The following is a 22,777-nucleotide window of genomic DNA, read 5'->3' as shown; positions in this document are numbered from 1 at the left end:
AACTCATCGGACGCCTAGGGTGCGTGCCATGACTCGTGATCCTGTGAGCCCTGTCGAGCTGGTGATCTTCGACTGTGACGGCGTCCTGGTGGACAGTGAGCGGATCTACTGCCGGGTCGACCGCGAGGTCTTCGCCTCGCTGGGGGCGGAGTTCACCGAGACGGAGATCGTCGAGCAGTTCGTCGGCTCGTCGAGCGAGGTCCTCACGGCGATCCTGGAGGAGCGCCTCGGCCGCTCCCTGGAGCCCGACTGGCACCAGGCGTACCGGCCGCTGTACGACCGGGCGCTCGACGCGGAGCTGACGGTCGTCGAGGGGGTGACGGACGCCCTCGACGCGCTGGACGTGCCGTTCTGCCTGGCGTCGAACGGCAGCCATGCCACGATCCGCCGCAATCTGACCCGTACGGGCCTCCTCGACCGATTCGAGGGCCGGATGTTCAGCGCCCGCGACGTGGCCAGGGGCAAGCCGGCACCGGACCTGTTCCTGCACGCGGCGGCGGTGATGGGCGTGGCGCCGGAGCGGTGCGCGGTGGTGGAGGACAGCCCGTACGGCGTGACGGCGGCCCGGGCGGCCGGGATGCGGGCGTTCGGCTACTGCGGGGGTCTGACCCCGGCGGACCGGCTGATGGGTGCGCGGACGCTGGTCTTCGACGACATGCGCGAGCTGCCGAAGCTGCTCGGGGAGCCGCTGGCATGAGGGCGGACATCGAGGCGGTGACGTGGAACCGCCTGTTCCACGCGTACGGAACGGCGACGGACACCGCCGAGCTGCTGAACGGCCCACTGGAGGGGGCGGGCGAGCACCTGGGCCCCTACCTGGAGGTCGCCTTTCCCGCCGGCCGGCCGGGGCGGTCGACGGGTGAACAGCGGGCGTTGGCCCGTGAGATGGCGGCGTGCGAGGGGCTGTGGGCCCCGATGAACGGCAACCGGAGGATCACCCTGGGCCGCCTGGGTCTGCCGGACGACCGCGAGGCGTGGCGGGAGCTGGGCGGGACGGCCGGCTGACCGTCCCGCACCGGGACGCGCCTCAGGCGATGCGGTCGAGGACGATCGGGTTCGGGGTGAATTCCGTGCCCGGCGCCGCGATGTCCCAGGCGCCGTCCAGGGACTTCAGGGCGTAGTCGAACTTCTCCGGGGTGTCCGTGTGGAGGGTCAGCAGCGGCTGGCCCGCCGTCACCGTGTCGCCCGGCTTGGCGTGGAGCTCGACGCCCGCGCCCGCCTGCACCGGGTCCTCCTTGCGGGCGCGGCCGGCGCCGAGGCGCCAGGCGGCGATGCCGATGTCGTAGGCGTCGAGGCGGGTGAGGACGCCCGAGGCCGGGGCCGTGACGACCCGCTGCTCGCGGGCGACCGGCAGGGTGGCGTCCGGGTCGCCGCCCTGGGCGACGATCATGCGGCGCCAGACGTCCATCGCCGAGCCGTCCGCGAGCGCCTTCGCCGGGTCGGCGTCCTTGATGCCGGCCGCGTCCAGCATCTCGCGGGCCAGCGCGATCGTCAGCTCGACGACGTCGGCCGGGCCGCCGCCGGCCAGGACCTCGACCGACTCGCGGACCTCGAGGGCGTTGCCGGCCGTGAGGCCGAGCGGGGTCGACATGTCGGTGAGCAGGGCGACCGTCCTCACACCGCTGTCCGTGCCCAGGCCGACCATCGTGGAGGCGAGCTCCCGGGCGTCCTCGATGGTCTTCATGAAGGCGCCGGTGCCGACCTTGACGTCCAGGACGAGCGAGCCGGTGCCCTCGGCGATCTTCTTCGACATGATCGAGCTGGCGATCAGCGGGATGGCCTCCACCGTCCCGGTGACGTCCCGCAGCGCGTAGAGCTTCTTGTCGGCGGGGGCCAGGCCGTCGCCCGCCGCGCAGATCACCGCTCCGGTCGTGTCCAGGACGTGCAGCATCTCCTCGTTGGAGAGCAGGGCCCGCCAGCCGGGGATGGACTCCAGCTTGTCCAGCGTGCCGCCGGTGTGGCCGAGACCGCGGCCCGAGAGCTGCGGCACGGCCGCGCCGCAGGCGGCGACCAGCGGCGCCAGGGGGAGCGTGATCTTGTCGCCGACGCCGCCTGTGGAGTGCTTGTCGGCGGTGGGGCGAGCGAGCGAGGAGAAGTCCATCCGCTCGCCGCTCGCGATCATCGCGGCGGTCCAGCGGGCGATCTCGGCGCGGTTCATGCCGTTGAGCAGGATCGCCATCGCCAGCGCGGACATCTGCTCGTCGGCCACCTCGCCGCGGGTGTAGGCGTCGATGACCCAGTCGATCTGCTCGGGGCTCAGCTCGCCCTTGTCCCGCTTGGTGCGGATGACGGAGATGACGTCCATGTGGTGCCTCTTTCTACGCGCATAGAGGGGGAAAGGGAGAGCGGCCCTTCCCATCGTGCCGGAAGGGCCGCTCCGAGGTACTACTTCGCGAGGTGGTCCGGACCGAACGCCTGCGGAAGCATCTCCGCGAGCGTCAGCAGCCCGTTCGGGGTCTCCAGGACGAGTTCGGGGCCCCCGAACTCGTACAGCAGCTGCCGGCAGCGTCCGCACGGCACCAGGGACTCGCCCCGGCCGTCCACGCAGACGAAGTGGGTCAGCCGTCCGCCGCCGGTCACCTGCAGCTGGGAGACGAGCCCGCACTCGGCGCACAGACCGAGGCCGTACGAGGCGTTCTCCACGTTGCAGCCGGAGACCACCCGCCCGTCGTCGACGAGCGCCGCCGCGCCGACCGGGTAGCCGGAGTACGGGGCGTACGCGCGGGACATGGCGTCCCGGGCCGCCTCGCGCAGCGCCTCCCAGTCGGGTGCTCCGCCGGTGGTGGTCACTTGCCTTCGCCCTTGCGGTAGCGCATGCCGTCCGCCTTGGGCATCCGCAGGCGCTGCGCGGAGAGCGAGAGCACCAGCAGGGTGACGACGTACGGGGTGGCGCTGACGAACTCGACCGGGACCGTGTCCGTACCGAGGTACCAGATCAGCACGCCGACGGCGATGACGGCGCTGATCGCGGCCGTGATCCAGCGCCGCTTGTACGCCTTCCACGCGGCGATCAGGACGAGGATCGCGAAGAGCAGCAGGAGCAGCGCGTGCACGGACTGGCCGCCGCTGCGCAGCTGGAGGGCGTCGGCGAAGCCGAACAGTCCGGCGCCCATGGCGAGGCCGCCCGGCCGCCAGTTGCCGAAGATCATCGCGGCGAGGCCGATGTAACCGCGGCCGCCGGTCTGGCCCTCGTTGTAGATGTGCGAGGTGACCAGCGACAGGAACGCGCCGCCGAGGCCGGCGAGACCGCCGGAGACGATCACGGCGATGTACTTGTACTTGTAGACGTTGACGCCGAGGGACTCGGCGGCGATCGGGTTCTCGCCGCAGGAGCGCAGGCGCAGGCCGAACGGGGTCTTCCACAGCAGGAAGAACGTGCCGACGACCAGCAGCACGGCGAGGATCGTGACCAGCGAGAGGTTGGTGACCAGGCCGCCGAGGATGCCCGCGATGTCCGAGACGAGGAACCAGTGGTGCTTCTCCACGTCGGCCAGCCAGTCCGACACGCCCGGCACGGTGATCGAGGTGATGTCCTCGGCCGGCGGGGACTGCTTGGGGCTGCCGCCCTTGGCCGCGGCTTCACCGGAGTTGAACCACAGCTTGGCGAAGTAGGTGGAGACACCGACCGCCAGGATGTTGATCGCGATGCCGGAGATGATGTGGTCGACGCCGAAGGTGACGGTGGCGACCGCGTGCAGCAGGCCGCCGAGCATGCCGCCCACGACGCCGGCGAGGACGCCGAGCCAGGGGCTGGTCTGCCAGCCGGCCCAGGCACCGAAGAAGGTGCCGAGGATCATCATTCCTTCGAGGCCGATGTTGACCACGCCCGCGCGCTCGGACCACAGACCGCCGAGACCGGCGAGACCGATCGGCACGGCGAGGGAGAGCGCGGCGCTGATCTGGCCCGCGGAGGTGAGGTCCTGGGCGCCGGTGATGGCGCGCACGGCCGAGAGCGCGAGGAGAGCGCCCGCGACGATCAGCAGGATCACCGGGAGGGAGAGGCGGCGGGTACGGCCGCCCTTGCCGCCGGCCACCTTGGGGGCCGCGGGCGGCGGGGTGGAAGTCGCCGTGGCGCTCACGCCGACACCTCCGTCTTGTCGTTGGAACGGGCCTGGGCCGCGAGCTTCTCGCCGACCTGCCGCTGCTGGCGCTTGAGGCCGTAGCGGCGCACGAGCTCGTAGGCGATGACGACGCAGAGGACGATGACGCCCTGCATGACGCCGACGATCTCCCTGTCGTACTCCTCGAACTCCAGCTGCTGGCCGCCGCGCTCCAGGAAGGCCCAGAGGATCGCGGAGAGCGCGATGCCGACCGGGTGGTTGCGGCCCAGCAGGGCGATGGCGATACCGGTGAAGCCGATACCGAGGGGGAAGCCGCTGCCGTACTCGAACGACTCGTTGAGCAGGGTCGGCATACCGATCAGGCCGGCCATGGCGCCGGAGATCAGCATGGAGGTGACGACCATCTTCTTGACGTCGACGCCGCTGGCCGCGGCGGCCGTCTCGGACTGGCCGACGGTGCGCAGATCGAAGCCGAAGCGGGTGCGGGAGAGCGTGAACCAATACCCGACGCCCGCGATGGCCGCGATCACGACGAAACCGATGATCGGGGTCGGGGTGGTCGGGAACTCGAAGAAGTGCGAGGACTCCGGCAGCGGGGTCGTGGCGACCTCGGTGCCGGCCTCGTCCAGGTGGCCGAGGCGGCCGGGCTGGAGGAGGTAGCCGATGATCGCGGTCGCGATGAAGTTCAGCATGATCGTGGAGACGACCTCGCTGACGCCCCGGGTGGTCTTCAGGACACCGGCGACGCCCGCCCACATGGCCCCGACGATCATCGCGGTGATGATGATCAGCGGGATCTGGACGATGCCCGGCAGGGTCAGCGCGCCACCGACGGCGGCGGCGAAGAACGCCGCGAGGCGGTACTGGCCGTCGACACCGATGTTGAACAGGTTCATGCGGAAGCCGATGGCCACCGCGAGACCCGCCAGGTAGTACGTCGTCGCCTTGTTGATGATGTAGACCTGGCTGTCCGACTTCGAGCCGTAGTCGAACATGATGCCGAAGGCGCTGAACGGCTCCTTGCCGGTCGCGGCCAGCACCAGGGCGGTGATCAGGAAGGCGGCGACGACCGCGAGAAGCGGTGCCGCGATGCCCAGGAGCAGCCGCTCCTTGTCGATCTTCTTCATCGGGCCTCGTCCTCCGGGCCGTCGGTGGCCTCGGGGCGGCTGCCGCCCTCGGGGCTCTCGTGCTCAAGGTGACCGGTGGCAGCACCGGTCATGGCCAAACCCAGCTCCTCCGGCGTGACGGTGGCGGGGTCGGCGTCGGCGACCAGACGGCCGCGGTACATCACCCGCAGGGTGTCGGAGAGGCCGATCAGCTCGTCGAGGTCGGCGGAGATCAGCAGCACCGCCAGGCCCTCGCGGCGGGCGTCGCGGATCTGGTCCCAGATCTGCGCCTGCGCACCGACGTCCACGCCCCGGGTGGGGTGGGCGGCGATCAGCAGCTTGGGGCCGTGGCTCATCTCGCGGCCGACGATCAGCTTCTGCTGGTTGCCGCCGGAGAGGGAGGCCGCGGTGACGTCGATACCGGGGGTACGGACGTCGTAGTCGCGGACGATCCGCTCGGTGTCCCTGCGGGCGGCCTTCAGGTCGAGGACGGCGCCCTTGGAGTTGGGCTTCTCGGTGACGTGGCCGAGGATGCGGTTCTCCCAGAGGGGGGCCTCCAGGAGCAGACCGTGCCGGTGGCGGTCCTCGGGGATGCAGCCGATGCCGTCCTCGCGCCGCTTGCGGGTCGGCGCGGCGGAGATGTCGGCGCCGTCCAGGGTGAGCACGCCGCGGTCGGGGTGGCGCATGCCCATGATCGCGTCGACGAGTTCGGACTGGCCGTTGCCCTCGACGCCGGCGATGCCCAGCACCTCGCCCTTGTGGATGGTGAAGCCGACCCCGTCCAGGACCGCACGGACCACGCCGTCGGGGTCGACGGCGCTGAGCGACAGGTCCTCGACCGTCAGCATGGCCACGTCCGTCACCGTCGACTCGCGGGTCTCCGGGGAGGGCAGCTCGCTGCCGACCATCAGCTCCGCGAGCTGCTTGGTGGTGGTGTGGGCCGGGTCGGCCGTGCCGACCGTCGTGCCGCGGCGGATGACGGTGATGTCGTCCGCGACGGACAGGACCTCGCCGAGCTTGTGCGAGATGAAGATGACCGTGAGGCCCTCGGCCTTGAGCTCGCGCAGGTTGTCGAAGAGCGCGTCGACCTCCTGCGGGACGAGCACGGCGGTCGGCTCGTCGAGGATCAGGGTGCGGGCGCCGCGGTAGAGGACCTTGAGGATCTCGACACGCTGACGGTCGGCCACGCCGAGGTCCTCCACGAGGACGTCGGGGCGGACACCGAGTCCGTACGCGTCGGAGATCTCCTTGATCTTGGCGCGGGCCTTGTCGCCGATGCCGTGGAGCTTCTCGGAGCCGAGGACGACGTTCTCGAGGACCGTGAGGTTGTCCGCGAGCATGAAGTGCTGGTGCACCATGCCGACGCCGCGGGCGATGGCGTCACCGGGGTTGTGGAACGTCACCTGCTCGCCGTCGACCGCGATGGTGCCCTCGTCCGGCTTCTGCATGCCGTAGAGGATCTTCATGAGGGTCGACTTGCCCGCGCCGTTCTCGCCCACGAGGGCGTGCACGGTGCCGCGGCGCACGGTGATGTCGATGTCGTGGTTGGCCACGACTCCGGGGAAACGCTTGGTGATGCCGCGGAGTTCTACGGCGTTCGGACTGCTGGGGCTGGAGGCTTTGATGACGCACTCTCCAAGGCAGGGAGCGTGAGGAGGACGAGGCGGTACGCAGGCGGTGTCGGTGGCGAAAAATACCCTGCCCGCTGCGCGCTACGCGCGTAGCTTCGGGGAAATCGTTCAACTGCCCGCGGGCATACGCGTGAAGGGGGCCCGGGAGTGTCGGCCGAAGCCGCTCTCCGGGCCCCCGTCTCGCGTGTGTCAGAGGGTCGTGGCGACCTTGATCTGGCCGTCGACGATCTTCTTCTTGGCCTCGTCGATCTTGGCCTGGATGTCCTTGAGGTGGTCACCCGTGGTGGTCAGGGAGACGCCGTTCTGGGCCAGCGAGTAGGCGTGCGTGCCGGTCAGCGGCTTGCCGTCCTTGACGGACTTGATGAGCTCGAAGACACCGGTGTCGACGTTCTTGACGACCGAGGTCAGGATCGAACCGGAGTACTTGGTCAGGGCCGGGTCCTTGGCCTGGTCCGAGTCGACACCGATCGCCCACGTGCCCGGCTTGGCCGCGACGGCCTCGATGGCGCCGGCGCCGGAGCCGCCCGCGGCGGCGAAGATCACGTCGATGCCCTTGTCGAGCATGCCCTTGGCGGCGGCCTTGCCCTTGTCCGGGGCGCCGAAGCCGGAGAGGTCCGTACCGGTGGACAGGTACTGGATCTGGACGTTGGCGCCCGGCTTGGTGTCCTTGACACCCTGCTGGAAGCCGGCGGCGAACTTCTTGATCAGCGGGAGGTCGACACCACCGATGAAGCCGATCTGGCCGTCCTTCGACTTCAGCGCGGCGGCGACACCGGCGAGGTACGAGCCCTGCTCCTCGGTGAAGACGATCGAGTCGACGTTCTTCTTGTCGGAGACCGAGTCGATGAGGCCGAAGGTGGTCTTCGGGAACTTCGCCGCGACCTTGTCGATCGCGTCCTTGTAGGCGAAGCCGACGCCGACGACCGGGTTGTAGCCGCCCTCTGCCAGCGAGGCGAGGCGCTGCTCACGGTCGGCCGGGGTCTCACCGGTCCTGGCGGTGAGCTCCTTGGTCTCGACGCCCAGGTCGGCCTTGGCCTTGTCGAGGCCACGGGCCGCGGAGTCGTTGAAGGAGTTGTCGCCACGGCCGCCGACGTCGTAGGCCATGCCGACCTTGATGGTGCCGCCGGAACCGGTGTCCTCGGTGGAGGACTCTCCGCAAGCGGTGGCGGTGAGAGCGAGGGCCGCAGTGACAGCACACGCGGCGGTGATCTTGGATACCCGGCGCACGAGGAGGTCCCTTCAAGACTGACCGAAAGCGCCCCTTGCGGCGCTGGCTTTTCGGCGATCGTAACGCGCGTAGATGTCAGTTAAAGACCCGTTCACGAGTCGTTACCGGATCGACGCCCGCGAGTCTTACCCACCATGCTGCAGGCCTGTTGGCGGACCCGCACCCTTTCCGGGACGGGTTCGGGCCGGAGCCCCGTCAGGGGCTCGGCGTGGCGTCGATCAGGGCCGCGGCGGTGAACATCTCCACGCCGACCTCGATGGCGTTCTCGTCCACGTCGAAGTCGCCGGCGTGCAGGTCACGGCGTGTCGTGTCGCCGGGGGCGCGGACGCCGAGACGGGCCATGGCGCCGGGGACGTGTTCCAGATACCAGGAGAAGTCCTCGCCGCCGAGGCTCTGCTCGGTGTCCTCGATCGCATGCGATCCGCGGCGCGCGGCCATCGCGTCGGCCAGCAGGTCGGCGACGGCCGGGTCGTTGACGACCGGGGGGACGCCGCGGACGTAGGTGATCGTCGACTTGGCGCGGTGCAGTGTCGCGATCTCGTCGATCGCCGCGTGGACCAGGTCCGGCGCGTCGCGCCAGGTGTGCAGGTCGAGGCAGCGGACGGTCCCGGCGAGCGTCGCGTGCTGCGGGATGACGTTGCAGGCGTGGCCGGACTCGATCCGGCCCCAGGTGACCGAGAGTCCCGAGCGGGCGTCCACCCGGCGGGCGAGGACGGCCGGGACGTCGACGGCGATGCGGGCGGCGGCGGTCACCAGGTCCGTGGTCATGTGCGGGCGGGCGGTGTGGCCGCCGGGACCGTCGAGGGTGATTTCCAGCCGGTCGCAGGCCGAGGTGATGGGGCCGTGCGTCAGTCCGATCCGGCCGGCGTCCACCTTCGGGTCGCAGTGCACGGCGATGATCCGGCCGACCCCGTCGAGAACACCGGCCTCGACGGCGTCCGCGGCGCCGCCGGGCAGCACCTCCTCGGCGGGCTGGAAGATCAGCCGCACGGCGTTGGGGAGGAGCCCCTGCCGGTCGAGCTCGGCGAGGACCAGTCCGGCGCCCAGGACCGTGGTGGTGTGGACGTCATGACCGCAGGCGTGGGCGCGATGAGGCACGGTGGAGCGGTACGAGACGGTCTTGACGTCCGGGATGGGCAGCGCGTCGAGATCCGCGCGGATCGCCAGCATGGGTCGTGCCCGGTCCCACGTGCCCACGTCGCAGACGAGGCCCGTGCCCTTCGGAAGCACTCTCGGCTCGAGTCCTGCCGCCTCCAGACGGGCCTTGACGGCCGCGGTCGTGCGGAACTCCTGGTTGCCGAGCTCGGGGTGCATGTGCAAGTCGCGACGGAAGGCGATCAGTTCGGCGCGCAGCGATGCGGACAGCGTTCCGGGCAGAGCGATGGAGCCTGGCTCACGGGACTTCAACTGGTTCACCTTTTGAAGGGTAGGCCCCCGGGGACACCAACTGCCCGTTGATCACGAAAACTTCAACCCGATAGGGGAAAGAAACCCGTTTCACTAGGCATGACGACCACTCCTTGTGGGTAAGCTCACCCGAATTCGAACCGTTCGACCGCCGTTGCGCCGTGGACGGTGAGCCGGTCGACCTCGTGGGCGGCCGAGCCCGTCACCCCCGCCAGGAAACCCCGCGCCCGCGGCGAGACGTTCTCCCGCAGCCACTCCGGCGCGATCGGGCAGACGGCGACCTTCACCCCGGTGCCCGCGAGCGCGAGCGGCAGGGTGTGCACGACCGTCGAGGGAAAACTGACCACCGTACGGCCGATCGGGCCACGCCGGGCGATCAGCTCCAGCGGCAGGTCGGGCCGCACGACCTCCAGGCCGGTCTCCACCGCGATCCGGTGCAGCTTCTCGGTGCTCTCACGGCGGTGCGCGAAGTAGCGGGTGGCGCCATGGGTACGGGCGAGGTCGGCGACGGCCCTCACGTACCGGTCGGGGTCGACCACGCCCGTCTCGACCAGGGAGGTGCCGACCAGGTCCGCGCCCCGGGTGAGGCGGGGCGGGCCGAAGCGGGAGCGGGTCCAGGCGAAGGTGTGCGGGGTGACGGTGGTGCCCGGCGGCGCCTCGACCGGGAGCGAGGTGAAGATCTCGACCGTGCGGCGCCGGGTGGGGGCGAGCCGGCGGCGGGCGGCGGCGGAGACGGGAGCCAGTACGAGCTCCCGCGGGCCCCGGCTGCCCCGCCGGTGCCAGCGCACCAGCCGTTCGCCGCGCGCGAGTTGGGCGGCGAACTCCATGGTGGCGGTGCCGTCGTCGACGACCGTGAGGTGTCTCGGGCCGAAGAGGGTCAGCAGCAGCTGGACGTAACGCGAGAACGGGTCCCCGACGACGACCCGGTCCGCCGCCCGCAGCAGCGGGGCGAGGTCCCGCAGGGTACGGGCGAGCGAACCACGGCCGTCCCGGGCCTCCTGCCAGCGGACGGTGACGCCCTCGTCACGGGCCAGCTGGGCCATCCGGCGCAGCTGGCCACGTGACATGGGGTCGGTCGGCGAGAGGACGACGAGCGTGAGGTCCGTCGGGGCCTTCGCTCCCTGCCAGGGCGCCGCATCTGTGGGCACCGCATCTGTGGGCACCGCCGGGCCCGGGCGCCCGGGCCCGGCAGGGACGGGGCGCCCGGGCCCGCCGGGGGCGCCGTCCGTTGTGCCCAGCCTCCCCCGGGCTTCGTCCCGGGGGGCCTCCATCGCTCCGGCGGAACGGATGCCCGCACCGGGGTGGGGAAGGGCGGGGCCCCCGGCAGCCGGCGAGCGGGCGTGTGCCCACTCCAGGACGTTCAGGAGCTGGACCGGGCTCTCGACGAACGCCAGCTGCCCGGTCATGCGGCGACGAGCCCCTGGACCCGGCGGAGCTTCTTCATGGGGCCGAGCTCCGACTCGTAGACCTTCTTGACGCCGTCACCGAGCGCGGTCTCGATGGTGCGGATGTCACGGACCAGGCGCTGCAGACCCTGCGGCTCGACGGAGGCGGCCTGGTCGGAGCCCCACATGGCGCGGTCGAGGGTGATGTGGCGCTCGACGAAGGCGGCGCCCAGGGCGACGGCGGCGAGGGTGGTCTGCAGACCGGTCTCGTGGCCGGAGTAGCCGATCGGCACGTTCGGGTACTCCTCCTTCAGGGTGTTGATCACCCGGAGGTTGAGCTCCTCGGCCTTGGCCGGGTACGTCGAGGTGGCGTGGCAGAGCAGGATGTTGTCGCTGCCGAGCACCTCGACGGCGTGCCGGATCTGCTTCGGGGTGGACATGCCGGTGGAGAGGATGACCGTGCGGCCGGTGGCGCGCAGGGCGCGGAGCAGCTCGTCGTCCGTGAGGGAGGCGGAGGCGACCTTGTGGGCCGGGACGTCGAACTTCTCCAGGAAGGCGACCGCCTCGGTGTCCCACGGGGAGGCGAACCAGTCGATGCCGCGCTTCTCGCAGTGCTCGTCGATGGCGCGGTACTCGTCCTCGCCGAACTCGACGCGGTGGCGGTAGTCGATGTACGTCATCCGGCCCCAGGGGGTGTCGCGCTCGACGTCCCACTGGTCGCGCGGGGTGCAGATCTCGGGCGTGCGCTTCTGGAACTTCACGGCGTCGCAGCCGGCGTCGGCGGCCACGTCGATCAGCGCGATGGCGTTCTCGAGGTCACCGTTGTGGTTGATGCCGATCTCACCGGTGATGTAGACGGGGCGGCCGGGGCCGGCGGTCTTGCTGCCGAAGGTGCGAAGACGGGTGCTCATGGTTCCTGCTGTCCTTAGGAGTTGGGGGTGTGGAGCTCGGGCCCGAGGAGCCAGCCCGCGATCTCGCGGACGGCTCCCGCGCCACCGGGGGTGAGGGTGACCGCGCGGGCGGCGGCCCGTACGGAGTCATGGGCGCTGGCCACCGCGACGGGCCAGCCGACGAGGTGGAAGCACGGGAGGTCATTGACGTCGTTGCCCGCATAGAGCACGCGCTGGGGGTCGATGCCCTCGTCCTCGCACCACTGCTTGAGGGCGAGGTCCTTGCGCTCGATGCCGTGCAGGACGGGGATCCTGAGCTTGCGGGCACGGGCGGCGACGACGGCGTTGCGCTCGGTGGAGAGGATCAGGACCGGGAGCCCGGCACGGCGCAGGGCGGCGATGCCGAGGCCGTCGCCGCGGTGGACGGAGACGAACTCCCGTCCGTCGGCGTCGATGTGGACCCGGTCGTCGGTCTGGGTGCCGTCGAAGTCGAGGACGACGGCGTCGACGTCGGCGCGTACCGGCGTGGTGGCGGCGTCGAGCAGCGGGGCGAGCGCGCGGGCTCGGGCGAGGTCGTGCGGGTCGTCGACCTCCAGGACCCGGGCGGGGTCGGTGACGACGAGACCGGTGCGGCCGAAGAAGCGGTGACCGTGGGTGCGGAAGCCGTCGGCGGCCATGGCGTAGACGGCCCCGGTCTCCAGGTACTCGGGCTGCCGGTCCTGACGGCGGGGCCGGTGGGCCTTGTCGTGGTTGACCCCGTGCGCGTCGGGCGCGTGGGGCATCTCGGGTACGCGGGGCGCGTCGGGCATCTCGGGTACGCGGGGCGCGTCGGGCGCGTGGGGCATCTCGGGTACGCGGGGCGCGTCGGGCGTCTCGCGCCACAGGAAGCCGTGGGTCGGGGCCACCGTGAGCGCCGTGTCCGCCGCACCACCGGTGATCTTCTCGACCGTGCCGCTCACCTCGGCGGAGGTGAGGAAGGGGCTGGTGCACTGGACCAGCAGGACCACGTCGACGCGGCGGCCGTGGGTCGCCTCGAAGGCGTCCATCGCGTGCAGGACCGCCGACTCGCTGGTGGCCGTGTCGCCGGCGAGCGCCGCCGGGCGGTGGACCACCTCCGCTCCCGCGGCGCGGGCCGCCGCCGCGATCTCCGCGTCGTCCGTGGAGACGACGACGTCGGTGACCAGGCGGGCGCCCAGGCAGGCCCGGACGGCGCGCGAGACCAGCGGGCTGCCCGCGACCTGGGCGAGGTTCTTCGCGGGGACGCCCTTCGAGCCGCCCCGCGCGGGGATCACGGCGAGGACGGTGGCGGTCGTGGTCGTGGTCGTGGTCGTGGTCGTCGTGGTGGTCATCAGAGTTCTCCCAGGCGCCGGATGACGGGGGCCACGCGCTGCACGCCATGGCGGTACGCGCCCCGCGCCGCCTCCCGGACCACCCGCCGCAGCCCGCTGTCGCGGGGCTCCGGGGCGGTCACGTCGAGGCGGTGGCGGGCGAGGATCCCGGGCAGGTACCCGGGGGCCGTCTCCGCTGTGTAGTAGGGGGTGATCGGGGGCAGTTCGGGCCGGGCGAGGAGTTCCCGGACGCGCGCACGGGCCGCGTCGAAGGCCGTCTCGTACGAACCTCGACCTGCGCCGGGCGGCGTGGGGAGACCCCCGGCGGCGACGCCCTGGCGTCCGAGCCACTCCTCGTCCGGCTCCGGGCGCACCTCCGCGTCGAGCCGGTCGAAGGAGGTCAGCAGCCCGGAGCCGATGAAGTGGTGGTTGCCGAGGACCTCGCGCACGCCGAGATCGCTGAGGATCGCCGTCGGGATGCGCCGGTGCAGGGCTTCGAGCGCGGCGGTCGAGGAGACCGTGACCAGCAGGTCGGTGCGGTCGAGGATCTCGCCCATGTGCCCGTAGACGAGCCGGAAGTTGGGCGGCGGGTCGAGATCGCGCACGAGCCGCTGGTACGGGAGTTCCTCCAGGTGCGTCGTGTGCTCGCCGGGCTTGGAGCGGAGCTTGAGCAGCACCTCGCGCCGCGGGTGGAGCCGGGCGTGCTCGACGAGCCTGCGGAGCAGGTAGGTCCGCTCGGTGCGGCCGGCCGGCACCGAGGGCTGGGCCGCGAACACCAGGGTGTCCCGTCCGGCCTCGGGAGCGTAGGGCGCGCCGCCGAGGAACGGCAGCGCGGCCTCCACCACCGAGGAGGCGTCGGCGCCCACCCCTCCGTACACCGCGCGGAAACGCTCGGCGTCATGACGCGAGTTGGCGAGGACGACGTCCGCGCCGTGGCGCAGCAGCAGCCCGTCGGCGAGCTTCTCGTAGACGACTCCGACGTAGCCGGTGACGATCACCGGGCGCCGCTCCAGGGCCAGTTCGGCGATGCCCTCCAGGACGGCGCGGACCGTGCCGCCGACGAGGGCGAGGACGACGACGTCGTATCCCTCCCCGCGGGCCGCCGCGTCGCGGAGCTCACGGAGGAACCCGGCGCCCGTCACCTCGCGCGGGGGCGTCGTGGACACGCCGGTCTCGGCGAGCTGGCGCGGGGTGGGGGTGGCTCGTCCGCGCAGGAGGAAGCCCGTGGGTTCGGCGGCGGGGGCCTCGACCTCGGCCGCCGCCCGCCTCGGGGCCCCGGTGGTGATCCCGGTGGTGATTCTGCGCGCGGTGAGCGCGCCCCATTTCCACCGGGTGTCGGAATCGGCGAGTACGGCGACGCGTACCGCCTGTTCGGTACTTGCTGGCACGCCGAGGACGCTAGAGAGCCATTCCGTTTCCCGGCCCAACTGGGCCACAACAAACGGTGAACAGCGCCACTACTCGCCCTGAAAAAGGGCGGGGTCGAAGGTGGTTAAGCGGCCTGCCGCTTCGTGTTCACCGAACATCCCTCCATCGGTCAGAACGAATGCCGGAGCGGCGCCTAGCGTCGAGCGCGTGGTCAAGCTCTCCGTCGTCGTGCCGTTCTTCAACGTGCAGACATACGCCCTGGACACCCTCAAAAGCCTGCGCGCCAACGCCCGCGAGGACTTCGAGTTCCTTCTTGTCGACGACTGCTCGACGGACGGCACGACGGAGCTCCTCGAACGGGCCGGGCGCGAGCTCCCGGGGGCGGTCCTGATCAGACACGAACGCAACGAGGGGCTGGCCACCGCGCGCAACACCGGACTGGACGCCGCCCGCGGCCGCTACCTGGCCTTCCTCGACGGGGACGACTGGCTCGCGCCCGGCTTCTACGACCGGCTGGTGGCGTCCATGGACGAGCTGGGCTGCGACTTCCTCCGTACCGACCATGTGCGCAGCACGGGCAGGACCCGGTCGGTGCGCCGCTCGCCGATCGGGCGGCGCGGCGAGGTGCTGCGGCCCCGGGACGCGATCCTGCCGGCCGACCGGACGACGTCCGTGGACTATCCGTACGCCTGGGCCGGGATGTACCACCGGCGGCTGCTCGACCGCGGGCTGCTGCACTTCACGCCCGGCCTGCGGACGGCGGAGGACCGGCCGTGGATCTGGAAACTGCACCGGGAGGCGGATTCCTTCGCCGCGGTGAGCACGCTGGGAATCTTCTACCGGCGGGGAGTCTCCACATCGCTCACACAGATCGGCGATATCCGTCAGCTGGATTTCATTCGCGCTTTCGATCAGGTGATCGAGGAAACCGCGAACGACAGAGACGCGGACCGGCTTCTCCCGAAGGCCGTCCGTACTTATTGCGCTCTCATTTCCCACCACATCTCCTCCGTGGAACGATTCGAACCGGCGGTGGCGAAGCAATTGCGGGCGATGAGTACGGCGGCGCTGCGGCGCATGCCGCAGGACGTGCTCGGCGAGGCGCTGGCCTCGATGGACGAGCAGCGGGCGGCCGTCCTGCGCAAACTGCGTCGCCGCCGTGCGGGCGCGGACGCGAGCCCCATCGCCCGCGCCGCGAGTACGGAGGTCGCCGCGTGAGGACCACCCAGATCTTCTACGCCTCCACCCTCTACGGTGCGACGACGCTGGCCGCGGCCCTGGACAGCGGCTGCTTCGGACCGGCGGACCGGCGGCTGCTGCTGATCGCCAACAACGCGGCGGTGCCGGAGACGACGCCCGCCCTGGACGAGATGCCCGGCTTCGAGAAGCTGCGTGGCCGCTTCGACGCCGTACTGTCCTGGAACGCGGCGATCTCCCCGCTCCACCCCGCCGGCTGGACGCCGCGCGCCGACGACCTGCCGCTCCTGGAGCGGCATCTGCGGCTGCTGTGGGGGCTCGGCGACGACCGGATCGAACTCGCTCTGGAATCGGTGCAGGTGACGCCGGCGCTGACGGTCGCCCGGCTGTTCCCCGAGGCGCCGCTCGACGTGTACGCGGACGGGCTGATGAGCTACGGCCCGACCCGGAACAAGATCGACCCGCTGGTCGGCGAGCGGGTGCGCCGGCTGTTCCACCTCGACCTGGTGCCGGGGCTCGCGCCGCTGCTGCTCGCGGAGTTCGGGCCGGCGGCGACGGTGGTGCCGACAGAGGCGTTCACGAAGGTGGTCGCGGAGCTGGCGGAGAGTACCGCCGGGACCATCGCGGAGGCCGCCGGCGAGACCGCCACCGAGGCCGCCGGGGAGGCCGCAGTCGAGGCCGCCGGGACGGAGGGGGGCCCGGCGCTGCTGCTCGGCCAGTACCTGGCCGCACTGTCGATCCTCACGCCCGAGGAGGAGGAGCAGCTGCATGTACGGATGGTCTGGGGCGCGGTGGCCCGCGGGCATCGGCGACTCGTCTTCAAGCCGCATCCGACGGCCCCGGACGCCTGGACGCGGAGGCTGGCCGAGGAGGCCGAGCGCGCCGGCGCCGAACTGACCGTTCTCGACCGGCCGGTGCTCGCCGAGGCGGCGTACCGGGAGCTGCGCCCGGCGCTGGTGGTGGGCTGCTTCTCCACCGGGCTTTTCACGGCCCGCGCCCTCTACGGCATCCCGGTGGCCAGGGTCGGGACCGGGACGCTCCTGGAGCGGCTGACGCCGTACCAGAACAGCAACCGCGTCCCGGTGACCCTCGTCGACGCCCTGATCCCCGATCTTGAGGGCGGGGAGGCGCCCGCCGCCCCGGACGGCGAAGTTCTGGCGGACCTGGTGGCCGCCGTCGGCTTCGCGATGCAGCCCAAGATCCGCCCGGACCTGCGGGGGGCGGCGGTCCGCCACCTCTCGGGCCCCCTCGCGGAGCGGACCCGTCCGTACTTCAAGCGTCGCCGTCTCACCGTCCTCGGCCTGCCCGGCGGCCTCCCCCTCCCCCGCCACCCGAAAGTCCGCCGCCTGGCGCGCCGGGCACTGCGGCTGAAGCGGGCGCTGATGAAGTGAGGGGGCGGGGTGAGGGGGGCGGGGTGAGGGGGCGCGGGCGAGATCCCGGCGTGCGCCTACGCGGGGACGACGGGCTCCTGGATCTCCGTCACCCACTTCGCCCGGTCCTCCGGGCACTCCAGATACAGCTCGCGCGCGTAGCCCACCGAGCGGTAGCCGTTCGTGTCGATCCAGGTGGCCAGGGTCTGGGCGGTCGGCAGGATGTCGTCCATCGAGCCCCGGTGGACGACCGTCGCCGCCTCCAGAGCCGGCAGGACGACGAGGTCGACGCCCTCCGCCGCGGCCCCGGCCGGGACCGTCATACCGGCGTGCACGACGACTGAGCCGTCGCCCCTGCCGGCGTCCTCGTAGTACGCGATCCCCGGCCCGAAGCCGGTGACGCCCGCCGCCTCCAGACGGGCGCAGAGCTCGTCGTACAGCGGCTGGATGACCGGTCCGATGTCGCCGGGGCCGAAGCTCGCGGCCACGCCGCTCAGCTCGGCGAGGCGGACCGGCGGAACCTTCTTGATCACGACGTCCTGTGTGGACATGTGTCCCTCGCTCTCGATGGCTCGGAGCCGCGCGCCGACGCGGGCAAGCCGTCCCGCCGCCTCCGCCAGGGCCGTCTCCAGCTCGGCCTGGCGCAGGCGCAGCATCCCGCGCAGTTCCTCGGCGCCGACCTGCTCGTCGAGGATCGACCCCACCTGTTCGAGGGTGAAGCCGAGCTCCTTGAGCGCGATCACGCGGTTGAGGCGCGCGAGCTGGTCCGCCTCGTAGAAGCGGTAGCCGCTGTGCGGGTCGACATGGGCCGGGCGCAGCAGTCCGATGGCGTCGTAGTGACGCAGCATGCGGACCGACACCCGCCCGTGCCGGGCGAAGTCTCCGATGGTGAACATGACGACTCCTACGGCACCGCCTCACACGGTGTCAGGGTCAAGCGGGGCCGGTCAGGCGCTGCTGAGCGAGAGCTTCGCGGCGAAGCCGAGGAAGAGCGCGCCCGCCGCGGAGGTCGCCCCCGCCGAGAGCCGCCTGCGGCGCCGGAACGCGGCCGCGAGCCGTGTCCCGCCGAATATCAGCGTCGTGAGGTAGAGGAAGCTGCCGAGCTGGAGCAGGGTGCCGAGCACCAGGAAGGAGAGCGCGGGGTAGGCGTACCCGGGGTCGACGAACTGCACGAAGAACGAGATCAGGAAGAGGATCGCCTTCGGGTTGAAGAGGCTGATGACCAACGCACGGCGGTACGGGTTCTCGCCGGGAGCGCCCGCCGTCTCCGGGGGCTCCTCGGCCGAGGTCTCCCCACAGGAGCGCCACATGCTCCACGCGGCCCGCAGCATGCCGATCGCCATCCAGGTCAGATAGCCCGCGCCCGCGTACTTCACGATCATGAAGAGCAGGGGCGTGGTCTGGAGCAGCGAGGCCGCGCCGAGCGCGGCCAGCGTCATCAGGACCGCGTCGCCGGTGAAGACGCCGGCGGCGGCCCGGTACCCGGTCCGGGCGCCCTTGCGGGCGGCGACGGACAGCACGTACAGCGAGTTCGGCCCCGGCAGAAGGATGATGAGGACGAGGCCCGCGAGATAGGTCGGCAGATCGGTGACACCCAGCATGAGGCGGAGTGTCGCACATCAGTACGCCTGAAAGCGTCTCGTCTTACTCCGCGAGAGCGTGGAGCGCCGGGGCTTCGGGCTCGGCGGAGCTGGCCCAAGGGTCCGGCTCCCAAGAGGGGCGAATCTCACATCTGTCGGCCCGAAGCCCGTCCGATGCCCGACTCGGTGGTGCCGCCTCGACGCCTCGTGTTCAGGCTCGTGCCGAATCGGCACCCTCCACAGCGGTACAGGGCGCTGAGCTCGTATGCGTCGTTCCGGAACGCGGCCCCGCTCGCCAACCGATGAACGGCAACGCCCCCTTCCGCGCCTACGGGCGTGGGAGGGGGGCGATTTCGTCGTGTCCGGACGATGCCGCGAGGTCAGCCGGAGACGGGGTTGCTCGCTCGATCGAGCCATGCCGTCTGCGACCTCGGGCCCACGGTCAGACCGAACCGATCAAATCCGGGGCGCCCCTGCTCCGCCCACCAGCGGTACGCGGCCTCTGTCTCGTCCCACAGCTTCCGTGGGCCGGACTGCACCACCTCGAACTCGCGCGCGTCCGGCTCGTAGTCAGCCGACGCCCACGACTTCGTGTCCTTGCTGTACGTCCACAGGGTGTACCCACCATCGTCGTACCGCTCGACCGACCAGAACGCCCCCGGTAAGTCCGAGTAGACGGCCGCGAACCAAGCGTGAGGGTCGCTGTCGCGATCCACCAGGGGAGTCTGCCGGGTGCCGTCCGGGATACCCGGCCAGATCCGGTCAGGAACGAACAGGTCTCGCGGTACGGCCTTGAACGCGTCGAGCCAGTCGGATTCCAGAGCGCCCGCTGCTACGAGCGCGGAGGCGAGCCCCGAAGGGCCCAACTCCTCTGTGCGCGTGATCACTGAGTCCTCTACTTCTTTGCGGGGCCGGAGCCGTCGGAGCTGTTGCCGCCGCTCGTCTCCGAGCCGCCGCCACCGTGCCCGCGACCGCTGCTGCCGTCGTCCTGCTGGCTTCCGCCGGAACCGCTGCCGCTTCCACCGCCGTGCTTGGGCATGTGCCACTCCGTTCGGTTGGTTGAGGTGTGCTCTGTACGGCCTCGCTCCGGTGAGGGCCGGAGCGAGGCGGCCTATGGGGTGCGGAGCCACAGGGCAGCGCCGAGCGCGCCCACGGCCACCGCGATCAGGAAGACAGCGGCGCGGCCGGCGAGGCGCGGTATCTCACTGGGGCCGCCGGGCGGCCCTGAGGATGGCCGCGAGCCGCTTCGCGCCGCTCATGGTGACGGTGCCGAGGGCGTACACGGGACGTCGCCCGTGTGACTGGGCTGGACGTCGCGGTACATCCCCCGCGTGGGGAATCCCGCCTCCTCCATCGCGGCCTTGAGGGCAAGGAAGGTTTCGGCGGCCTCCTGTTCAGTCACGGGACGGCGGATCGGGGGCGCGGTGGTCGGCATGCTCATCGGCTGCTCTCTTCCTGCGGTTCTCCTCCGGGATGTCCCCACCATGGCACCCACGGGTGGGCGTATCTGCGTCCCGCGCAGGGACAGTTCAGACGTCTGCCGCTAGGGTCGAACAAGGCCCAGAAGTCCGGGCAGAGGGGGTTGACAGTGAACACGGCGTTACGGTCAGCAATGGACGATGCCGGCGTGTCCTCCCGCCAACTGGCGTACCACGTGGGGGTATCCGCGAAGCAGGTGGAACGATGGCTTGCAGACGAGATGCTCTCGCCGCACGCGCGGAACCGCGAGGATGCCGCGCGGGCACTGGGAGTGGATGAGGACATGATCTGGCCGAAGGCCGTACAGGACCGGGTGAAGCTCGGAAACGACCGGGAGATTCTTCGCACCTACCCGTACCGGTCGGCGTGCCCATCCACGGTGTGGGCCGACCTTGCAGCCGGCGCTGAGCGCGAGCTACTGCTCGCGGGGTACACGAACTACTTCTTCTGGACGCAGGTACCAGCGTTCGGCGACCTGGTCCGGCGTAAGGCGGAGGCGGGGTGCCGAGTGCGGTTCCTCCTCGGTGACCCTGAGGGCGAGGTGACCCGGCAGCGCGAGATCATCGAAGGCGTTGCCCTGTCGGTGTCCACGCGCATCCGGATCACGCTGGATGAGCTGGCTCGGCTTGGGCCCGTCGACGGCGTCGAGGCCCGGTTCAGCGCTGCCGAGGACGCCGCCAACCACGTCAGTCTGAGCGTGTTCCGGTTTGACGATCAGGCACTCGTGACACCGCATCTGGCGCGCCTCGTCGGCCACGATTCGCCGCTCTTGCACCTGCGGCGGCACGGCGACGGCGGCTTGTGGTCTCGGTTCGCGGAGCACGCGGAGGAGCTCTGGGAGCGGGCTACGCCGATACCGTCGTAGACGCACATCGGCCCCGCTCTCTCCGGGATGAGAGGCGGGGCCGCTGCGTTTCCACTGCTCAGACTCCAGGTGTTTCAGCGGAACTGTCGCACGTGGGTACGACACTCCGCCTCGGCGTTCCGTATCCCGGAAGATCAGAACGCGTCGGTCGGGACGTAGGTGCCCCACACCTCGCGCAGCGCGTTGCAGACCTCGCCGACCGTGGCGCGTGCCTTGAGCGCGTCCTTCATCGGGTACAGCACGTTGTCCGTGCCCTCCGCCGCCTTCTTCAGCTCGGCGAGCGCCGCGTCCACGGCCGTCTGGTCCCGCTCGGCGCGCAGCTTGGCGAGCCGCTCCGCCTGCTGGGCCTCGATCGCCGGGTCCACCCGCAGCGGCTCGTAGGGCTCCTCGACGTCGATCGTGTAGCGGTTGACGCCGACGACGACCCGCTCGCCGCTGTCGGTCTCCTGCGCGATGCGGTAGGCGGAGCGCTCGATCTCGTTCTTCTGGAAGCCCCGCTCGATCGCGTTGACCGCGCCGCCGAGCTCCTCCACCTTCTCCATCAGGGCGACCGCGGCCGCCTCGACGTCGTCGGTCATCTTCTCGACGACGTACGAACCGGCGAAGGGGTCGACGGTGGCGGTGACGTCCGTCTCGTAGGCGAGGACCTGCTGGGTGCGCAGGGCGAGGCGCGCGCTCTTGTCCGTCGGCAGCGCGATGGCCTCGTCGAAGGAGTTGGTGTGCAGCGACTGCGTACCGCCGAGGACGGCCGCGAGTCCCTGGACGGCGACGCGCACCAGGTTGACCTCGGGCTGCTGGGCGGTGAGCTGCACACCGGCGGTCTGGGTGTGGAAGCGGAGCATCAGCGACTTGGGGTTCTTCGCGCCGAACTCCTCCTTCATCACCCGCGCCCAGATCCGGCGGGCGGCCCGGAACTTCGCGACCTCTTCGAGGATGGTGGTGCGGGCGACGAAGAAGAAGGAGAGCCGGGGCGCGAAGTCGTCCACGTCCATGCCCGCGGCGACGGCGGTACGGACGTACTCGATGCCGTCGGCGAGGGTGAACGCGATCTCCTGCGCGGGCGAGGCACCGGCCTCGGCCATGTGGTAGCCGGAGATCGAGATGGTGTTCCACTTCGGGATCTCGGCCTTGCAGTACTTGAAGATGTCCGCGATCAGCCGCAGCGACGGCTTGGGCGGGAAGATGTACGTGCCGCGCGCGATGTACTCCTTGAGCACATCGTTCTGGATGGTGCCGGTGAGCTGGTCCGCCGGAACGCCCTGCTCCTCACCGACGAGTTGGTAGAGGAGCAGCAGGAGGGAGGCGGGGGCGTTGATGGTCATCGAGGTGGAGACCTTGTCCAGCGGGATCCCGCCGAACAGGATGCGCATGTCGTCGATCGAGTCGATGGCGACACCGACCTTGCCGACCTCGCCCGAGGAGATCGCCGCGTCCGAGTCGTGGCCCATCTGGGTCGGCAGGTCGAAGGCGACGGACAGGCCCATCGTGCCGTTGGCGATCAGCTGCTTGTAGCGCGCGTTGGACTCGACGGCGGTGCCGAAGCCCGCGTACTGCCGCATGGTCCAGGGGCGGCCGGTGTACATCGACGGGTACACACCGCGCGTGAAGGGGTACGAGCCCGGCTCGCCCAGCTTCTCGGCGGGATCCCACCCGTCCAGAGCGTCCGGCCCGTAGACCGGCTCAATGGGCAGCCCCGACTCCGACTCGCGCGCCATCTGTTGTGCCTCCCGATAGACCTACTGAGTGGTACCAACCCTCGCGACGGACTGTAGCGGCGGCCGTGCGGCCGGTGGAGAGCCGCACGCTGGGACCTTCCTCACAGGCCGTCCTCGAAGACTTCCTCGCAAGACCTTCCTCACAGCATGCGCCGTACTTCCGGGGC

General features: G+C 70.9%; 21 protein-coding genes. 5 read left to right on the top strand and 16 right to left on the bottom strand.

Features of this window, described 5'->3' with window-relative positions; genetic code table 11:
- The first annotated feature begins 28 nt into the window (after positions 1-28).
- A complete protein-coding gene (locus J7E93_RS14595; protein WP_215069322.1) occupies positions 29-697 on the top strand; it encodes an HAD family phosphatase in 669 nt (222 codons plus the stop codon).
- Positions 694-1,005, top strand: coding sequence for a hypothetical protein (locus J7E93_RS14590; protein ID WP_215069321.1), 312 nt, complete (start codon positions 694-696; stop codon positions 1,003-1,005). The genes J7E93_RS14595 and J7E93_RS14590 overlap by 4 nt, the downstream gene beginning before the upstream one ends.
- Positions 1,006-1,027: 22 nt before the next feature.
- Here the strand turns inward: J7E93_RS14590 and J7E93_RS14585 are convergent, their stop codons facing one another.
- The 11 genes from J7E93_RS14585 to J7E93_RS14535 all read right to left on the bottom strand — a co-directional run bounded on the left by J7E93_RS14585 (position 1,028) and on the right by J7E93_RS14535 (position 14,424).
- Entirely contained in the window at positions 1,028-2,305 is a 1,278-nt protein-coding gene (locus J7E93_RS14585) for a thymidine phosphorylase (RefSeq protein WP_215069319.1), read from the bottom strand.
- An 80-nt stretch (positions 2,306-2,385) separates the two neighbouring features.
- Positions 2,386-2,790 carry a cytidine deaminase gene (locus J7E93_RS14580; protein ID WP_215069318.1) on the bottom strand — a complete coding sequence of 135 codons (405 nt, stop codon included), beginning with the start codon at positions 2,788-2,790 and terminating at the stop codon, positions 2,386-2,388.
- The gene (locus tag J7E93_RS14575; RefSeq protein WP_215069316.1) at positions 2,787-4,079 is read right to left on the bottom strand and encodes an ABC transporter permease; all 1,293 of its coding nucleotides are present in this window, start codon (positions 4,077-4,079) and stop codon (positions 2,787-2,789) included. Before J7E93_RS14575 ends, J7E93_RS14580 begins: the two co-directional genes overlap by 4 nt.
- Entirely contained in the window at positions 4,076-5,188 is a 1,113-nt protein-coding gene (locus tag J7E93_RS14570) for an ABC transporter permease (protein WP_215069314.1), read from the bottom strand. The genes J7E93_RS14575 and J7E93_RS14570 overlap by 4 nt, the downstream gene beginning before the upstream one ends.
- A complete protein-coding gene (locus J7E93_RS14565) occupies positions 5,185-6,792 on the bottom strand; it encodes an ABC transporter ATP-binding protein (protein ID WP_215069388.1) in 1,608 nt (535 codons plus the stop codon). Before J7E93_RS14565 ends, J7E93_RS14570 begins: the two co-directional genes overlap by 4 nt.
- A 195-nt stretch (positions 6,793-6,987) precedes the next feature.
- Entirely contained in the window at positions 6,988-8,025 is a 1,038-nt protein-coding gene (locus J7E93_RS14560; protein ID WP_215069312.1) for a BMP family protein, read from the bottom strand.
- Positions 8,026-8,221: 196 nt separating this feature from the next.
- Positions 8,222-9,442, bottom strand: coding sequence for an amidohydrolase (locus tag J7E93_RS14555; protein WP_215069310.1), 1,221 nt, complete (start codon positions 9,440-9,442; stop codon positions 8,222-8,224).
- A gap of 116 nt (positions 9,443-9,558) precedes the next feature.
- A complete protein-coding gene (locus J7E93_RS14550) occupies positions 9,559-10,839 on the bottom strand; it encodes a hypothetical protein (protein ID WP_215069309.1) in 1,281 nt (426 codons plus the stop codon).
- A complete protein-coding gene (locus J7E93_RS14545; RefSeq protein WP_215069306.1) occupies positions 10,836-11,729 on the bottom strand; it encodes an N-acetylneuraminate synthase family protein in 894 nt (297 codons plus the stop codon). Before J7E93_RS14545 ends, J7E93_RS14550 begins: the two co-directional genes overlap by 4 nt.
- 14 nt (positions 11,730-11,743) lie before the next feature.
- Positions 11,744-13,057, bottom strand: coding sequence for an acylneuraminate cytidylyltransferase (locus J7E93_RS14540; protein ID WP_215069304.1), 1,314 nt, complete (start codon positions 13,055-13,057; stop codon positions 11,744-11,746).
- Positions 13,057-14,424, bottom strand: a complete 1,368-nt coding sequence (locus J7E93_RS14535; protein ID WP_215069302.1) for a DUF6716 putative glycosyltransferase — start codon at positions 14,422-14,424, stop codon at positions 13,057-13,059. The genes J7E93_RS14540 and J7E93_RS14535 overlap by 1 nt, the downstream gene beginning before the upstream one ends.
- A gap of 187 nt (positions 14,425-14,611) precedes the next feature.
- Here J7E93_RS14535 and J7E93_RS14530 point away from each other — a divergent pair, with 187 nt between their 5' ends.
- Positions 14,612-15,622: a glycosyltransferase family 2 protein gene (locus J7E93_RS14530; protein ID WP_215069301.1), complete on the top strand. Its 1,011-nt coding sequence runs from the start codon at positions 14,612-14,614 to the stop codon at positions 15,620-15,622.
- Positions 15,619-16,992 (top strand): alpha-2,8-polysialyltransferase family protein, encoded by a 1,374-nt coding sequence (locus J7E93_RS14525; RefSeq protein WP_215069299.1) that lies wholly within the window; start codon positions 15,619-15,621, stop codon positions 16,990-16,992. The genes J7E93_RS14530 and J7E93_RS14525 overlap by 4 nt, the downstream gene beginning before the upstream one ends.
- A 56-nt stretch (positions 16,993-17,048) precedes the next feature.
- Here the strand turns inward: J7E93_RS14525 and J7E93_RS14520 are convergent, their stop codons facing one another.
- The 4 genes from J7E93_RS14520 to J7E93_RS14505 form a co-directional block, all read right to left on the bottom strand.
- The gene (locus J7E93_RS14520) at positions 17,049-17,867 is read right to left on the bottom strand and encodes a MerR family transcriptional regulator (protein ID WP_215069297.1); all 819 of its coding nucleotides are present in this window, start codon (positions 17,865-17,867) and stop codon (positions 17,049-17,051) included.
- A 51-nt stretch (positions 17,868-17,918) separates the two neighbouring features.
- Positions 17,919-18,572, bottom strand: coding sequence for a leucine efflux protein LeuE (gene leuE / locus J7E93_RS14515; protein ID WP_215069295.1), 654 nt, complete (start codon positions 18,570-18,572; stop codon positions 17,919-17,921).
- Positions 18,573-18,931: 359 nt separating this feature from the next.
- The gene (locus tag J7E93_RS14510) at positions 18,932-19,438 is read right to left on the bottom strand and encodes a hypothetical protein (protein WP_215069294.1); all 507 of its coding nucleotides are present in this window, start codon (positions 19,436-19,438) and stop codon (positions 18,932-18,934) included.
- An 8-nt stretch (positions 19,439-19,446) separates the two neighbouring features.
- Positions 19,447-19,590, bottom strand: coding sequence for a hypothetical protein (locus J7E93_RS14505; protein ID WP_215069292.1), 144 nt, complete (start codon positions 19,588-19,590; stop codon positions 19,447-19,449).
- Positions 19,591-20,163: 573 nt separating this feature from the next.
- On the opposite strand from J7E93_RS14505, the gene J7E93_RS14500 reads away from it, so the two are divergent.
- Positions 20,164-20,895, top strand: a complete 732-nt coding sequence (locus J7E93_RS14500) for an XRE family transcriptional regulator (protein ID WP_215069290.1) — start codon at positions 20,164-20,166, stop codon at positions 20,893-20,895.
- Positions 20,896-21,029: 134 nt separating this feature from the next.
- Here J7E93_RS14500 and J7E93_RS14495 read toward each other — a convergent pair whose 3' ends face one another.
- On the bottom strand, positions 21,030-22,610 hold the full coding sequence (locus tag J7E93_RS14495) for a methylmalonyl-CoA mutase (RefSeq protein ID WP_215069288.1): 1,581 nt from the start codon (positions 22,608-22,610) through the stop codon (positions 21,030-21,032).
- Positions 22,611-22,777 lie beyond the last annotated feature (167 nt).

Source organism: Streptomyces sp. ISL-36, assembly GCF_018614205.1.
In the GTDB taxonomy this organism is placed as follows: domain Bacteria; phylum Actinomycetota; class Actinomycetes; order Streptomycetales; family Streptomycetaceae; genus Streptomyces.
Note: the sequence above shows the minus strand (reverse complement) of the source record. Positions and strands in the feature narration are given on the sequence as shown.

Bases quoted from the DNA above. Each gene is read 5' to 3' on its own strand.
- J7E93_RS14595 (WP_215069322.1), top strand. From the start codon at position 29: ATGACTCGTGATCCTGTGAGCCCTGTCGAGCTGGTGATCTTCGACTGT.
- J7E93_RS14590 (WP_215069321.1), top strand. From the start codon at position 694: ATGAGGGCGGACATCGAGGCGGTGACGTGGAACCGCCTGTTCCACGCG.
- J7E93_RS14585 (WP_215069319.1), bottom strand. From the start codon at position 2,305: ATGGACGTCATCTCCGTCATCCGCACCAAGCGGGACAAGGGCGAGCTG.
- J7E93_RS14570 (WP_215069314.1), bottom strand. From the start codon at position 5,188: ATGAAGAAGATCGACAAGGAGCGGCTGCTCCTGGGCATCGCGGCACCG.
- J7E93_RS14550 (WP_215069309.1), bottom strand. From the start codon at position 10,839: ATGACCGGGCAGCTGGCGTTCGTCGAGAGCCCGGTCCAGCTCCTGAAC.
- J7E93_RS14545 (WP_215069306.1), bottom strand. From the start codon at position 11,729: ATGAGCACCCGTCTTCGCACCTTCGGCAGCAAGACCGCCGGCCCCGGC.
- J7E93_RS14540 (WP_215069304.1), bottom strand. From the start codon at position 13,057: ATGACCACCACGACGACCACGACCACGACCACGACCACGACCGCCACC.
- J7E93_RS14520 (WP_215069297.1), bottom strand. From the start codon at position 17,867: ATGTTCACCATCGGAGACTTCGCCCGGCACGGGCGGGTGTCGGTCCGC.
- leuE (WP_215069295.1), bottom strand. From the start codon at position 18,572: ATGCTGGGTGTCACCGATCTGCCGACCTATCTCGCGGGCCTCGTCCTC.
- J7E93_RS14505 (WP_215069292.1), bottom strand. From the start codon at position 19,590: ATGCCCAAGCACGGCGGTGGAAGCGGCAGCGGTTCCGGCGGAAGCCAG.
- J7E93_RS14500 (WP_215069290.1), top strand. From the start codon at position 20,164: ATGGACGATGCCGGCGTGTCCTCCCGCCAACTGGCGTACCACGTGGGG.
- J7E93_RS14495 (WP_215069288.1), bottom strand. From the start codon at position 22,610: ATGGCGCGCGAGTCGGAGTCGGGGCTGCCCATTGAGCCGGTCTACGGG.